The organism is Nostoc sp., assembly GCF_036917355.1.
Classification (GTDB): domain Bacteria; phylum Cyanobacteriota; class Cyanobacteriia; order Cyanobacteriales; family Nostocaceae; genus Nostoc.
On sequence record NZ_JBALDP010000079.1, the window covers coordinates 59,517 to 73,849 of the forward strand.

Genomic DNA, 14,333 nt, shown 5'->3' on the forward strand with positions numbered 1-14,333 from the left:
CATTAGACGTTTGTAAATCGGCAGATTTAAGCAGATTAACGCTCAGATTTTTTGGAAATGACAACCAGAATTCCTTCAAATCAGAAATATATCATGGATAAAATAGCTAGGATTAAACGCCGTCGTTTTCTTCATTTTGCTACTTCCGGTCTATGTGGATTTTCTATGGCATATCTGTTAGGAAGTTGTAGCGAACAAAGCCAACAATCTTCTTTGATAAACAGTACTAATGCCAGTGAAAATTCCCTTGGCATAAAAACTAAAGTTCTACGCATGGGATATCAGAGTGCGGGGGATCTTTTCCGAAATCGGAAAGTTTTAGAGAAACGCTTAGAGCCGTTGGGGATTAAGGTAGAATGGGCGCAATTTGTCCAAGGGCCACAACTGATGGAAGGGATGGCTGCGGGAAAAGTTGACGTGGGATCGGTGGGAGAAACACCACCAATTTTTGCACAAGTGGCTGGCTCAAAACTTGTTTATGTAGTCGGTACACAAAGAAACCGAAGAACGGGGACAAGTAGTGTTATTGCTGTTCCGCCGGAGTCTCCCCTTCAGAAGTTTGAGGATATCAAGGGTCAAGAAGTTTACTTTCAAAAAGGCTCGGCATCGCACTACTTTATTATCAGAGCATTGCAATCAATTGGCTTGACGCTCAAAGATATTAAAATCAGAAGTTTGCCGACTATCGAAGCACGGGCTGCTTTTATCGAAGGTAAAATTCCAGTTTGGATGACAGGAGATCCACACTATGCGATCGCTCAAAAGATGGGTCGAATTCGAGTGCTTAAAGATTCTGTTGGACTAGATTCTCCTGGTGCTTATTATATTGCTGACAGAAAGTTTGCCGAGGAAAATCTTGGCTTGTTAAAAATTATCATTGAGGAGCTTAATAAGCTTGATAAATGGGCAGAGGCAAATCGAGGTGAGGTTGCCAAATTGATGATAACAGAACAAAAGCTCGATCCAGACGTGGTAGAAATAGCGATGTCTCGCCGCACTTTTGCAGGACGCAGAGGACTTAGCCCTGCACTAATTAAGGAACAACAGCGTGTGGCAGATTTGTTTTTTGACGAGGGTGTAATACCAAAGAAAATCAACATTCAAGAAGCGTTACTCCCGCCTGATATCTATGCTGCAATTACACCAAAAGAAATTATGGTCTAGTAGTCTGCCAAGGGAAGGGGGAAGGGGTAAAGGGGAAGGGGTAAAGGTTAAAGATGTTTTATCCCTTGCCCTTTAACCTTTAACCTTTCCCCAGCCTTCATCCGCATTTTTGGGTTGATAAGACCATTAGTAGAGTACTTCTAAAAGTCTCTAATGCCATCGGACGGCTTATCCAGTCGTCTATTTTTATCTGGTAGAAAAGTTAAAATGATGCTAAGAGATCGACTTTAATGACGAAAAAAGCTAGACAATCTAAATCTTTTCAACGTGCTCCTGATGCACCAGATTTGCCATCAACTCCATTCAGGTTCATTTTGTATTTCGTAAACCAGTTTCGTTGGTGGTATGTGTTAATGGTGATCCTGGAGGTAATACACGCAACTTGTGGCATCATGTTGCCTTATGCTATCGGCGAGATTATCCGGGGCGTGGCGCGATCGACAGGCGACAGCAAGCCGATTTTTGATGCCATGAAGCAACCCTTAATGTTGTTCATCGGCTTGAGTGTAGGTGAAGTGGTATTTGGGCGCTCGGCTGGACTCTTGCAAACGATTCTTCATCCAGTCCACCGACAGCACATTGTGCGATCGCTATATGCCTATTTACAGCACCATTCGCATCGTTACTTAAGCAGCAGTTTTTCCGGGGCATTGGCACATCGAATTAGCGAAACTTCTCTCGGTGTTACCCAGACAATGCAAATGATGATTACTGAATTTATGCCAGTAATTGTTGTGTATTCCGTCGCCACGACGATACTGTATCGCGCCTATCCTCCACTAGCTGCACTCGTGGGAATATGGGCAGTTCTCTTCATCAGTATTTCATTCTGGCTGGCAACTCGCTGCCGATTTTACTCCCGGAAAGCCGCAGCCGCCAGAAGTGAGACAACTGGCATCATTGTAGATACAGTCACAAATCTCACTAGTAGCCGACTATTTGCTCGCTTTGGTTTTGAACGACGCTATTTGAATGAGCAATTAAGGCACGAACTCAAACACGTGAGAGAGTCCAACTGGTACTCGGAGCGAATTCGCTGGTTTCAGTTCATCTCAGCAGCTATTCTAAAAATTAGCACACTGTATTACTCGCTCTCTCTTTGGAGTCAAGGAAAGATCGCTACTGCTGACTTTGTTGTAGCAACTAGCTTATCACTGTTGATCATCAGTGAAGCCCGCAACTTGAGCCGCCGCTTTCTAGAATTTTTTGAACATGTTGGGAATGTCGCCAATGGTGTCTTCACCATCGTTCAACCCCACGAGTTGATCGATCGCGAAAAGGCGATCGCCCACTCAATTACTCAAGGTAAGATTGAATTTCGGCGGGTGAATTTCAACTACACAGATGAAAAGAAAGTTTTCAACAACCTTTCTGTCACCATCCAAGCGGGACAGCGTGTCGGACTGGTGGGCTTATCTGGCTCTGGAAAATCCACTTTTGTCAATCTGATTCTGCGTTTATTCGACCCACAATCTGGACAGATTATCATTGATGGGGTTGATATTCGAGATATGACTCAGGATGCCTTACACGCTCAGATCAGCTTAATTCCCCAAGATCCGTCTCTGTTCCATCGCACTTTGCTAGAAAATATTCGTTACGGACGCTTGGATGCAACTGATGAGGAAGTGATCGAGGCTTCGCGAAAGGCTCATGCTCACGATTTCATCGTCCAAAGTAAAGATGGTTACAATTCTCTGGTGGGCGAACGTGGTGTCAAGTTGTCTGGAGGGCAGAGACAGCGCATTGTGATCGCGCGGGTAATCCTCAAAGATGCGCCGATTCTGATCTTAGATGAAGCCACCTCTAGCCTCGATTCAATCACCGAAAAAGCGATCCAGGATACCCTCGACTTAGCAATGAATGGGAAAACGGTCATCGTGGTAGCTCATCGATTATCTACCATCGTGCATCTAGATAGGATTTTGGTGTTCGACAAAGGTCGAATTATCGAAGATGGTTCCCACACCAAACTGCTCGCACTTGGCGGCGCTTACTACAGATTATGGAAAATGCAAGCGGGTGGATTTCTACCGGAAAATCTTGATGAGGTTCGCACTGGCACAGATAACATCGAAGAGGGAATGATCGCTTGACATTTGCCGCTACTTGAGGTTTATTTGCAAATTCAATTCAAGAATTGTCCGGCAAAGAGTCCACAAAACTAAAGTAATGTAATTGAAGTAGGGTGTGTTATCGCGTAGCATAACGCACCAAAGTCTTTAGATGGTGCGTTAGCCAGAGGCATAACGCACCCTACGTATATTTCAAAAATTAAATATGAGTTTTATATCATAAGTGCTGCATTGATCGCGACTATTGTTATTTTCTACATCCTCAAAATCGCCTTGAATGTTTATTGTAAGTCTACCGATGCAGGTGACGGGGGAACTTTACCACCAGGGAAATAAAATACAGATGCGATCGCTTCCTTAAGAGGAGCAACGCAAAAAAGTGAGATTATCGTGAAATGAGCAGGGGAGTAAAGAGAAATTTTGAGTAATTTTTACGACTGGTATAGCCATCAATACACTTATTTATTTCTTTCCCTATCTCAAAACCCCAAAACGCGATCGCATTTATAATTGAATTACTGTCTTAGTTATAGCCTCAGTTGAGAGTAAGAAAGACAAATTATAAACATATATTTGCAATAAAAGAGGTCTAAAAATGAAAAGTGAACAGGAACGCGAACAATTAATTAAAGAGATTAACATCCTGTTAAATCAAGCTTATGATAGTACTTTAGATGAGATTTACGCACTACTTCAAACAATCGAAGAAGAAGAAGAAAAAGAAGATTTAAAAGCCTACGACAAAGCGAAAAAAGAAGCTAGTATTGAGAATTCATTGTCATGGGAAGAAGCTAAAAAAGAACTAAAAACAGGAATCAAAAAGGAAGTTGCGTGAGTTATAAAGTTGAAATATTGAGGGGTGCATTGAAGCAACTTAAAAAAATACCGTCAGAACTTCAAGAACGTATACAAATTAAAATTGATGATTTAGCTACAGAACCACGTCCGAAGGGGGTCAAAAAGCTAAAAGGGAAAGAAAATGCTTACAGAATTAGAGTAAATGACTATCGCGTTATCTATGATATTTTCGACGATCTTCTAGTGGTGAATGTTGTAGAAGTCGGACATCGTAAAAATATTTATAAAGATGAAAGTTGAGAAGCAAGAAAAACTTAGAGCGATCGCACCTCCACAAAACCCAATCGCACCTCCACACAAACCCAAAAAGCATAGACGCAACGCGGCTTGTCGTTAGAAATCGCACCTCCCAAACCCCAAAAGAGATTCCCGTTGAGCATACAATATAGAAAAGCAAGTTATCTGTAATCTCTATGGAAAAGCTCAATATTAAAGAAGAAGCTCGAAAGCTAATTGATAAATTACCTGCTAACTCAACATGGGATGACCTCATGTATGAGATTTATGTTAGGCAAGTTGTGGAAGCTGGACTTGCTGAGAGTCAAGCTGGTAAAGTAATTTCCGTACAGGAAGTTAGGGCAAAATTTGGACTACCAGAGTGAAAGTTTTTTGGACAGAAACAGCCATAGAAAACCTATCGGCATATTTATACTTACATTGCCCAGAATTCACCTCGGTACGCAACCAGGATTATTGACCGTATAACCAAACGTTCCCAGCAGCTTGCGAATTTCCCTCTATCTGGTCGAATTGTACCAGAGTTTGAAACCGAGCAAATTCGGGAAGTCATTGAAGGTTCATATCGAATTATCTATTACATCAAGCCCGAACAAATTGATGTACTTGCTGTTATACATGGGGCACAGGAAATTACACCAAGTATAGAATGAATAGCGATCGCTCTCCCAAACCAATTAAGCAAACGCGATCGCCCATATCCCCCTACTCCGGTAAACTCTCTAAAATCTCCCGTGCTACCTTAGCCCAATATTCATCTTGACACTCAACATATATCTGCAACGCTGTCTGTAAATTAGCCCTAGCCTCTGCATAGTTTTCCTCTGCTTGTGCAAGCGTTCCTAAACAATAAAGCGTGAGAGCTTGCGAATAGCGATCGCCAAATTCGATTTTGATTTCCAGGGCTTGTTGATAATAATCCCGTGCCTGGTCGTATTGGCGCAACTCTTGGGCAACGATTCCCAAATTGTGGTAAGTCCTAGCACTCGAATAGCGATCGCCAAATTCGATATATATTTCCAGGGCTTGTTGATAATAATCCTGTGCCTGGTCGTATTGGCGCAACTCTTGGGCAACCATTCCCAAGTAGTGGTAAGTCATAGCACTCGAATAGCGATCGCCAAATTCGACATCTATTTCCAGGGCTTGTTGATAATAATCCCGTGCCTGGTCGTATTGGCGCAACTCTTGGGCAACATATCCCAACTGGTTGTAAGTCCTAGCACAGGAGTAGCGATCGCCAAATTCGATATATATTTCCAGGGCTTGTTGATAATAATCCCGTGCCTGGTCGTATTGGCGCAACTCTTGGGCAACGCTTCCCAAGTTGTGGTAAGTGCTAGCACAGGAGTAGCGATCGCCAAATTCGATAAATATTTCCAGAGCTTGTTGATAATAATCCCGTGCCTGGTCGTATTGGCGTAACTCTTGGGCAACGCTTCCCAAGTTGTGGTAAGTCCTAGCACTCGAATAGTGATTGCCAAATTCGATATATATTTCCAGGGCTTGTTGATAATAATCCCGTGCCTGGTCGTATTGGCGCAACTCTTGGGCAACCATTCCCAAGTAGTGGTAAGTCCTAGCACTCGAATAGCGATCGCCAAATTCGACATCTATTTCCAGGGCTTGTTGATAATAATCCCGTGCCTGGTCGTATTGGCGCAACTCTTGGGCAACATATCCCAACTGGTTGTAAGTCCTAGCACTCCAATAGCGATCGCCAAATTCGATATATATTTCCAGGGCTTGTTGATAATAATCTCGTGCCTGGTCGTATTGGCGCAAATTCAGAGAGACATTACCTAAATAATGCAAGGAATTGGCGACAGCAGGACGATTTTTCTGCTCTTTGGCAATATCTAAAGCTTGTTGATGATAGCTATTTGCACTTTCAAACTGTCGTTGCTGCTGATAGCTTTCACCTAACTGATTGATAACTTCGATTTGTAAGGAATAATCAGGAAATTGCTTGGCAATTTTCCCAGCTTTTTCTAAATATTCTCTAGCTTTGATTGGTTTGTGCTGGCTTAAATATGCTTTACCTAATTCATTTAAAATATTACCGCAATTGCGGATATGTTCTTGGCTGGGTATTTCTCCAGTTGGATTATATTCCATCAACAGACCATGTAATAAATCGATACGTTCTTGTTGTTCTGGTGTTGGTAAGCGTTCTATATTGGTGTCTGCATTCAGAGTATTGGCTGCCCTATCTCTAGTCGATTCTGTGGTTTTAAAGCGAAATAAACCTGATTTCCAAGCCCAAAAATCAGGTGCAAATTTTGCTAACCGCGAAATTGCATAATCTGGCAAGATAAATAAAAGCGGATGAGGTACACTTTGACGATAGGAATCGCGGACGAAGTTTAAATCTTGTAAAACTGGTGGATAATCTCCAAAAACACCAATCGATTTTTCTAAATTGCGAATTAATAAAACAAGTTTTTTATTTGTTTCTTTAGTAATTTTGGCTAATTGCTGCACCAATTCATCCCGCAGAAATCGCAAATTCTTCTCAGGAAAATCTAAAACCACAAATTGGATCTCTTGACATTGAGGATTCTGTTCCAATCCAGCAATTAGTAAATCTATATCTGGTGTAAAGTTAATTTCAATAAAACCTAACGTAAATTTCTCTGCAAAATCGACAAATGTCACTAATTCAGCAAATTCATCTTGATTATAGGCAATAAATTTACCTATTTCGGCTTGAAGTTCACTGTTTTTGTGCTGATTGGAGAGCTTGTTGGAAGAACTCATTTCGCTTCACCACCGGATTTGGATAATTCCACCGTTTATCACCGTTATATTCCAATACGGAAGTATTAAATAACATTAATTGTCCAATTTCATCTTTGCTGACATTTTTAGTTAAGCAAACCTGAGCCAAATGAGCGTAATGTTCTTCAGGAATAAACCGCTCAAAACTAAATTGTTGCTGTTTAACTGCATACTCTATATCTTCGGAGATAATTTTTGCATGTTTTCGGGTACTCGCTGTTTGACATGCAGAGCGCATCATTTGCATTAGCTGACGCACATGGCCACCACTTGCTTTTGCTAGTTCTAATAATTGATTACGGCTCTCGAAAATTTCATCAACATCAACCCGTTTTTCAATTACACTTGCCATCGCATCTAAGCCCGTCTGATTATAATTTAGATCGCATTTATGCCGCTCAAACTCATAGATATTAATCATCGGCACAATATGAGGATTACCATCAAATTGATTCAGGGGATTTTTCGGCGAGCAAAGAATTGAAATTGGTACTGTATAAATGATTGTACAATTTAATTCTTGCATCTGAGCCGCATAATCAAAGAACAAATGTTCTGCTACGGCAGGAGGAACCCGATCCAAATTATCGAAGATAATTAATAAACCTTTACATTCAGGAAATTTTTGCCGCAATTTTGCGTAAGCGTCGCTTAATAACAGATTAGTATCAGATTTGAGGCGAGATAAATCTTTTTCTAGAGTTTGTCGAATAGTTGTCTTTTGCTTGTCCGAGCCTTTAATTTGTGCCAGCAATTTGACCATTAGTTTGGCGAGAAATGGTGCAGTAGGGCTGAGAGTTGCTTCTGCTTTGACGTTGACTGATTTTTCGACACTTTGCTCGTTTTCTTGAGTAATATCTTTAAACCATGATTCAAAACTTTTTAATAAATCTTGATTAAAACTCAAACCTAATTTTCGTAATTCAAATTCAACTTGTTTAATTACAATCAAATATAAATCTGTATATCGGGTATCATTAATATCTGTCTCTTCATTCGCTTCCAAATAAATAACCCGATAATTGTTTTCCCAAAGACTCTGAATTTTTTTTAACTCCGTACTTTTACCACAACCGCGATGTCCGGTAAATAAAATTGTTGTAAAATTACCTGCTTCTTGAAAATCCAAAATTGTACTGACATTATCAATAGCCGAAGTTTTCCGCACCAGCGACAGATCGACATAATACCGTTCCATTTCTGCTGGTTCAAGCGGCTCAACATTACAAGCCAAAAAAGCCGCTTTAAGAGTATTCGCACGCTGAAAACTTGAGTGAGGCATTCTTTTGAGCAGATAACAATCACCAACTTTTAAATTTTAAGCGATCGCCCATCAAATTTAGCAAATACAGCTATAGGACTCATAAAACTCCGCGCGGAAGTTCGGAAATTAGTTATGATTCCTACAATCATTGCACCCCAAACAGCCAAAGCTATGCTTTGTCTCCCCTTTTCTTGGTATCAACACTCGTAACTCGCTTAACCTTGAACACTAGTTGCCAAAATTGAAGCGTTTGCAACAATTGCTCTTTCATGTATAAGAAAGGTTTAAGTATTTCCAAGAAAGGTATAAGCAGTTGCTGCAAATACTTCATACTTTGCAACAATTACTTGTTCATGTATCAGAAAGGTTTAAGTATTTCCAAGAAAGGTATAAGCAGTTGCTGCAAAGGTTTCATGCTTTGCAACAATTACTTGTTCATGTATAAGAAAGGTTTAAATCATTGCAACAATTGTTGTAATGAACTTATGAGTTGCTTTATAGTGCGTCACTTCGGCTACGCCCTTCTCTACGAGAGGCTGCGCGAACGACAGAACGACATGGTTCGACTCCCTTCGGCTACGCTCAGGGCAAGCCGCTCACCAGCCGCTCAGTGACCGTCGTAGACATCGCAAACCATCTCCATGAGGATAGCTTGGCGCGGACAGCATCAATTCTCGCTAATTACTGCTGTAAGTCAACTTGGTACAAAAACAGAAAGTGCGATCGCAATCATCTTGAAGGATTAAATTTACGTTAACAGTGCTGTTGTTTTTTGAAGAGTGACAACAGCAAACACACCATTCCCATTACTACCAACGATACTGAAGAAGTAGGTTCTGGGACAGTCTGAGGGTTTTGCACAGGCTGATAATTGATGAAATTTCCTTGAATTGGGCTGAGTGATGCCAAAAGTTGCTCAATATCGGTAGATATATTAGTGTCATTACCAACACTTTTAGAAGAGATGAGGCGGTTAAACGTTTGGCTACTTGATACATCAAAATCTTCTGTGAACCCAAGAAAATTTTGACCGATTTTACCTATAAGAGAGTCAATAAGATTGTTAACATCAGTTTTTATCCCTAGTGGGGATAACTTTAAACTGCTGAGATTATTGACGTTTCCAATCGTTGTGTTGTCAGTCTTTGTTAACCAATTGCCATTACCAATAATTTCATTTCCATTGGTAAAAACCCAGTTACCATTACCAATAATTGTGTTATCAGTGCCGAAGTCCCAATTGCCGTTTCCAATGGTTGCGTTGTCACTGCCAAAGTGCCAATTACCATTACCTAGTGTTGCATTATTACTTCCCTTGTCCCAATCCCAGTTGCCATTGCCAAGGGTTGTGTTACTCTTTCCAAATAGCCAGTTGCCATTACCGATGGTTGTGTTGTCATTATTAAAGTTCCAGTTACCATTGCCAATGGTTGCGCTGTTACTACCATAATCCGAGTTAAAATTACCAATAGTTGCGTTATTACTACCAAGATTCTTATTACCTTTACCAATAGGTGCGTTGTCCTTATTAAAGGTTTGGCTACCTGAATTAGATGTATTGCCAGTGTTACTAAAAGGTATATTGTTACCAAGGACTTCTTTCAAAGGATCGAAAGGCGATTGTTGAAGCAGACTTCCAGCACCTGCGATCGCATTACCACCGCCTGCAAATGGGTTGTTAGCCCCACCTGCGATCGCATTACCACCGCCTGCAAATGGGTTGTTAGCCCCACTTGGAATCGGATAACCACTGCCTGCAAAAGGGTTACTACCTCCTGCTAATGTGTTATCAATAGCCTTGAAATAGTTATCACCCAGAACTAACTTTAATCGATCAAAGATTAATTGCTGAAGCCCACTACCAGCATCGCCTGCAAACGGGTTAATACCGCCACCTGGAATAGGATTGTTACCGTTACCTAATAACAGATTGCTACCACCAGTCACCAGGCTGCCTTTAGCAGCAGACAAACTGTCATTGGCAGCAAAGGAATTACCGTTATATAGGTTGCTAGCACTACCTACATTTAATGGATTAAATCCACCATTTATGGGATTGACAGCAGACGCTTCCATTGGTACTAATTCTCCTATTTTTAGTTAAAAAATTATGGGATCTTCAGTACTTCTTATACCAATTATGAATTTGCTAAACCCAAAATATCTCTAAAATAAAGGCTTTAATAATCTTACCGTCAAACTAACAGAAGATATTGCCTAAACCTTTATATGATAATAGTTTCGGGCGGAAAATAGCACACTAGTACAATAAGGCAGAATGCACATCAGCGATAATACACGCTTTTCTGATTTATCGAATAATATGTTTATTTGCGCCAAGCTGTACTAGCATACTATGTACTGAAGAACTCATCATTGTTCTCTTTTATTTATCAGCTGATTTTCGCAAGGATTCTATTAAGCGAAAGGGTTTTGTCCACCAGTAGGAAATGGCGAGGTTTGTCCCCCAGTAGGAAATGGCGAGGTTTGTCCATCAGTAGGAAATGGCAAAGTTTGTCCACCTGTAGGCAATGGCGAAGTTTGTCCACCTGTAGGAAATGGCGAAGTTTGTCCACCTGTAGGAAATGGCGAGGTTTGTCCACTACCCACTTCCTTGTCAAGCTTTGAGTTAACTAGCTTGTCAATAGTAGCCCTCAAAGTGAACCCGTCCGGTATTTCAGTTGTGCTAATACCATAGGTCTGGCTGCTACTACCAGTCAAAGGGTCGTAGCCACTACCTTGGTTTCCGCCACCTGTGGATGGAATACCGCCACCTGTGGATGGGATACCGCCGCCTGTGGATGGGATACCACCGCCTGTGGATGGGATACCGCCACCTGTGGATGGAATACCGCCACCTGTGGATGGGCTACCACTAACTTTAGATGGGTTTACACCGCCTGCAAAGATATTCCAGAAGTTGTCGCCAGCGAAAGGATTACCACCATAGGCTAAATCAGGCTTACTGCCACCGCCAGCAGCACCGCCACCAAATGGGTTACTGCCACTTTCTCCATTACCAACACCACTGAATATCTTGGACAAGTCGTTCCCAGGCATAACTTCACTCAAGCGACCCCAGGGTGAATCTTTAAGCGAATTATTCTCACTAGCAGAGGAGTTGCTGCTACCACTATTACTTGAATTTTCTGCCATTAGAATTAATCCTCGTTATTGTTTTGATAAAAATCTTGCTAGCATCGCAACATAAAATAGACAAAAATTAAGTCTGTTTTGTCACTTTGATTTGTTGTCTTTTTGTTAGCAAAGCTAGTTAGTAGCTATTAGATTATTTGGTTATCTTTGTTAAGTGGAGATAATGGATTTTTAATCAACGCTACTTACACTTACAATCTATGTGATTTAATTTTGAAGAGCAATGAAAAATATTTTGATAAGTTTATCAAACTTGTAGATATTTTTAGACAATGATTTAAAAAGTTAACTGATATGTTTGTATCATCAAAATTAAATTTGGTTAAACATTATATTGCAATGAACAATCTTTTGATAAATTTGCCAAATTTTTAGATATTTAATTAATTTGCGTTTAACCGGGGTTCTATTACTTTTATCCGACGTAATATTGCAAGATTGATAACAATCAATAGCACGGTTTCTGACACACTGCAATACGTTGCATCATATTAGCACCACTACGAAGTGCAGCGAAAAAAGGTTCAGGTGCAGGGATTACTTCAGATAAATCAGCAAATTCAATCCCGGAATTGTACGGGAAAGTGTCCACAAAACGAGAGTGATGTAAATTAAACCTAAACTCCATTGATACCAAGCAAGTGCAGAGATGATGCCAGGTAGATGTTCGTCTCGCAGGCGAATATCATTAAATCCTAATTTAACTAGGTTGTTGAGACTAAAATCATAGTAGTTGAGCCAGTTCCAACGGCGATCGCACAACAAGGGCATATATCGTTCCCGAAATGTCTGATTCCTTGGTATCACTGGCAAACGTCCAATCAATAATCGTAACTGGCGGAATGTGCCGTCTTCTGTGAAGTAAGAAACGTCCATTAAGTCATGATAACGACCTTGTTGGTAAAGTCGGATCAATAAAGCCATTGGGACGGGGACAAGAATTATTACCAGACATCCCAATGTCAGCCAAGGTTGTTCAGCATTGCGAAAGATCGCTAGTAAGCTGAAGAATTCTAAAACGCTAAAACTGACTAATATCGAAATGGTTTCGTAAGATGTGGGAATAATTGGTACGGGATGCAGTCGACGATAGCGATCTACTAGCCAAAATAGTAAGCCGAAATAAGCGATCGCAACTCCTCCCACGCCAAAGACTAACCAAAAATTTGTCCCATAGCCACTCAACAACAGCAGTACACTTAACGCCAACCAACTCCAAGCTTGCAGCAACCACCCAACTATAGAAAGGGTTTCGCCAACAATTAAGCGATCGCTTAGTTGGGTATATTTTTCTAAATCGATGTCTGCTATGGTGAGTAACTCACTACTGTTACGAAAGGATTTTACCAGACGACGCTGGGCGATCGCTTGGGCTTGAGTTGCAGAAAAACCCAGGTTAATCAAACTGGCAACAGTTGCACTATTAATATTTGTAGCCGTCAAACGATGCCCAAACTCGATTAATCGCAGCCGTTGTTTTGTGTATTCCAGTTCATTAGCATCGGCTACTTGCTGTTGCTGACGGAAATTTTGCCCCAAATTCCGCAAGATGTTTTGATTACCTTGTAATGTTGGGATGCAGAACATCTTACCAATCTCACCGGGATTACCTAAAATTTTCGCTTGGTTAGAGTTAAAAGTTAAACCAGATACGCTTAAACAAGCCTCTTTAGCAAACCTGGCATCACTAAAATCTGCTTGGTTCAGAATATTTGCACCTTGCAGATTTACCAATTGGTTAAACTCCGCTTCTCGGAAGCTTACACCTTGCTCAAAAGTCGCTTCTGTTAAAAGGAGAAACTGATTAAAATCGGCTTTCGTAAACTGGGCTTGATTGGCAAAATCCACTTCAGAAAAATCAGCATTTCCTTGCCATTGCACACTACTGAATTTAGCCAACTGTTTAAAAGTTGCTTGGTTAAAGTTGGCAGTTGTCTCAAAGATACTACCTTGAAAATCAGCCAGTTCCCGAAATTTAATTTTTTTAAAGTTAGCTTTTTCAAAAAATATACTGCCCTGAAAATTGCTTGGTTGCTGGAAGTTAGCACTGATGAAACTAACAGGACGAGCAAATCTGGTTTCAGTCCAGTTAGTGGGTTGGAGAAAAGTTGCACCTTGGGCATCAACAGACTGAAGAAAAAATGTATTGGAGAATTTCACTTCGCCGTTGAAGCGAGTTTGCACCAGTGTTAAGACACCACGAAAGACGGCGATTTCACTGGCTGGGGTTGATTCTGTTCCCAGAAGCGATCGACAATCTTTGGAGTTGGGTAAAGCGATTGCAAGTGACTCTAGACAAACGAAGCGCAAACGTTCTAGTTTTTCTTGTTCGGTAGCAGTGAAAATGGGTGCGATCGCTTTTGCATACAATGGTGTTCTTAAACCCAAATCGCTGCCGACAAAATCCCCCAGAATCAAAGCATTGCTGAGGTCTAAACCTAGAGGTTTCGTACCTAATTCTTTTCGCAGCAGTTGGTAAAAAGTATCACGGAAGCTGGCGTTTTCTGGGCGTAAATCGATCGCCATTTTTTGCAAATCTACGGTTAAATTACCTTCGCGGAGTATGGGTGTGCGTAGTCGTTCTTGTAATAATTCTAGGGTTAAGGGTGTGCGTTCTGGTTGTGTTTGTGCTGCCGAAGCTGGTAGGGGGAGGAGGAGGAGAAGTAAAACGCAAAGGAACGCTTTCGCAAAGCGTCTCGCAGAGAAGGGAAGCGCAGAGGTACGCAGAGAAACTCCTCTGTGTACCTTTGCGTTTAACCTCTGCGTACCTTTGCGTTTAAAAGATAAATTATGCAAAT

The 14,333-nt window shown here is 41.1% G+C and carries 13 protein-coding genes; 7 read left to right on the plus strand and 6 right to left on the minus strand.

What is annotated here, in order from left to right; all coding sequences use genetic code 11:
- Window positions 1-93: 93 nt before the first annotated feature.
- The 4 genes from V7K53_RS25370 (at window position 94) to V7K53_RS25385 (ending at window position 4,337) form a co-directional block, all read left to right on the plus strand.
- Window positions 94-1,164 carry an aliphatic sulfonate ABC transporter substrate-binding protein gene (locus tag V7K53_RS25370; RefSeq protein WP_335200293.1) on the plus strand — a complete coding sequence of 357 codons (1,071 nt, stop codon included), beginning with the start codon at window positions 94-96 and terminating at the stop codon, window positions 1,162-1,164.
- A 230-nt stretch (window positions 1,165-1,394) separates the two neighbouring features.
- Entirely contained in the window at window positions 1,395-3,260 is a 1,866-nt protein-coding gene (locus V7K53_RS25375) for an ABC transporter ATP-binding protein (RefSeq protein ID WP_335200294.1), read from the plus strand.
- 574 nt (window positions 3,261-3,834) lie between these two features.
- On the plus strand, window positions 3,835-4,074 hold the full coding sequence (locus V7K53_RS25380) for a hypothetical protein (protein WP_335200295.1): 240 nt from the start codon (window positions 3,835-3,837) through the stop codon (window positions 4,072-4,074).
- Window positions 4,071-4,337, plus strand: a complete 267-nt coding sequence (locus tag V7K53_RS25385) for a type II toxin-antitoxin system RelE family toxin (RefSeq protein WP_335200296.1) — start codon at window positions 4,071-4,073, stop codon at window positions 4,335-4,337. The genes V7K53_RS25380 and V7K53_RS25385 overlap by 4 nt, the downstream gene beginning before the upstream one ends.
- Before the next feature lie 14 nt (window positions 4,338-4,351).
- Here V7K53_RS25385 and V7K53_RS25390 read toward each other — a convergent pair whose 3' ends face one another.
- On the minus strand, window positions 4,352-4,477 hold the full coding sequence (locus tag V7K53_RS25390) for a hypothetical protein (RefSeq protein WP_335200297.1): 126 nt from the start codon (window positions 4,475-4,477) through the stop codon (window positions 4,352-4,354).
- A gap of 33 nt (window positions 4,478-4,510) precedes the next feature.
- Between V7K53_RS25390 and V7K53_RS25395 the strand changes: the two genes are divergently transcribed.
- Both V7K53_RS25395 and V7K53_RS25400 read left to right on the plus strand, forming a co-directional pair.
- Window positions 4,511-4,699: a hypothetical protein gene (locus V7K53_RS25395; RefSeq protein WP_094347334.1), complete on the plus strand. Its 189-nt coding sequence runs from the start codon at window positions 4,511-4,513 to the stop codon at window positions 4,697-4,699.
- 90 nt (window positions 4,700-4,789) lie between these two features.
- On the plus strand, window positions 4,790-4,987 hold the full coding sequence (locus V7K53_RS25400) for a type II toxin-antitoxin system RelE/ParE family toxin (protein ID WP_335200351.1): 198 nt from the start codon (window positions 4,790-4,792) through the stop codon (window positions 4,985-4,987).
- A 52-nt stretch (window positions 4,988-5,039) separates the two neighbouring features.
- On the opposite strand, the gene V7K53_RS25405 is transcribed toward V7K53_RS25400, so the two are convergent.
- Together V7K53_RS25405 and V7K53_RS25410 are read right to left on the minus strand one after the other, a co-directional pair.
- Window positions 5,040-7,094 carry a tetratricopeptide repeat protein gene (locus tag V7K53_RS25405; RefSeq protein WP_335200298.1) on the minus strand — a complete coding sequence of 685 codons (2,055 nt, stop codon included), beginning with the start codon at window positions 7,092-7,094 and terminating at the stop codon, window positions 5,040-5,042.
- Window positions 7,051-8,397 carry a P-loop NTPase fold protein gene (locus tag V7K53_RS25410; RefSeq protein ID WP_335200299.1) on the minus strand — a complete coding sequence of 449 codons (1,347 nt, stop codon included), beginning with the start codon at window positions 8,395-8,397 and terminating at the stop codon, window positions 7,051-7,053. The genes V7K53_RS25405 and V7K53_RS25410 overlap by 44 nt, the downstream gene beginning before the upstream one ends.
- A 472-nt stretch (window positions 8,398-8,869) precedes the next feature.
- Between V7K53_RS25410 and V7K53_RS25415 the strand changes: the two genes are divergently transcribed.
- Window positions 8,870-9,136 (plus strand): hypothetical protein, encoded by a 267-nt coding sequence (locus tag V7K53_RS25415; protein WP_335200300.1) that lies wholly within the window; start codon window positions 8,870-8,872, stop codon window positions 9,134-9,136.
- Here the strand turns inward: V7K53_RS25415 and V7K53_RS25420 are convergent.
- From V7K53_RS25420 to V7K53_RS25430, 3 genes are all read right to left on the minus strand, one after another.
- A complete protein-coding gene (locus V7K53_RS25420; RefSeq protein ID WP_335200301.1) occupies window positions 9,133-10,455 on the minus strand; it encodes a hypothetical protein in 1,323 nt (440 codons plus the stop codon). The genes V7K53_RS25415 and V7K53_RS25420 overlap by 4 nt on opposite strands.
- 342 nt (window positions 10,456-10,797) lie before the next feature.
- Window positions 10,798-11,535 (minus strand): hypothetical protein, encoded by a 738-nt coding sequence (locus V7K53_RS25425; RefSeq protein ID WP_335200302.1) that lies wholly within the window; start codon window positions 11,533-11,535, stop codon window positions 10,798-10,800.
- A 537-nt stretch (window positions 11,536-12,072) separates the two neighbouring features.
- A complete protein-coding gene (locus V7K53_RS25430) occupies window positions 12,073-14,331 on the minus strand; it encodes a pentapeptide repeat-containing protein (protein ID WP_335200303.1) in 2,259 nt (752 codons plus the stop codon).
- Between the last annotated feature and the right edge of the window lie 2 nt (window positions 14,332-14,333).

What these genes read in the sequence shown, in the direction of transcription:
- V7K53_RS25370 (WP_335200293.1), top strand. Translation starts at nt 94, where the DNA reads ATGGATAAAATAGCTAGGATTAAACGCCGTCGTTTTCTTCATTTTGCT.
- V7K53_RS25375 (WP_335200294.1), top strand. Translation starts at nt 1,395, where the DNA reads ATGACGAAAAAAGCTAGACAATCTAAATCTTTTCAACGTGCTCCTGAT.
- V7K53_RS25380 (WP_335200295.1), top strand. Translation starts at nt 3,835, where the DNA reads ATGAAAAGTGAACAGGAACGCGAACAATTAATTAAAGAGATTAACATC.
- V7K53_RS25390 (WP_335200297.1), bottom strand. Translation starts at nt 4,477, where the DNA reads ATGCTCAACGGGAATCTCTTTTGGGGTTTGGGAGGTGCGATTTCTAAC.
- V7K53_RS25395 (WP_094347334.1), top strand. Translation starts at nt 4,511, where the DNA reads ATGGAAAAGCTCAATATTAAAGAAGAAGCTCGAAAGCTAATTGATAAA.
- V7K53_RS25405 (WP_335200298.1), bottom strand. Translation starts at nt 7,094, where the DNA reads ATGAGTTCTTCCAACAAGCTCTCCAATCAGCACAAAAACAGTGAACTT.
- V7K53_RS25410 (WP_335200299.1), bottom strand. Translation starts at nt 8,397, where the DNA reads ATGCCTCACTCAAGTTTTCAGCGTGCGAATACTCTTAAAGCGGCTTTT.
- V7K53_RS25420 (WP_335200301.1), bottom strand. Translation starts at nt 10,455, where the DNA reads ATGGAAGCGTCTGCTGTCAATCCCATAAATGGTGGATTTAATCCATTA.
- V7K53_RS25425 (WP_335200302.1), bottom strand. Translation starts at nt 11,535, where the DNA reads ATGGCAGAAAATTCAAGTAATAGTGGTAGCAGCAACTCCTCTGCTAGT.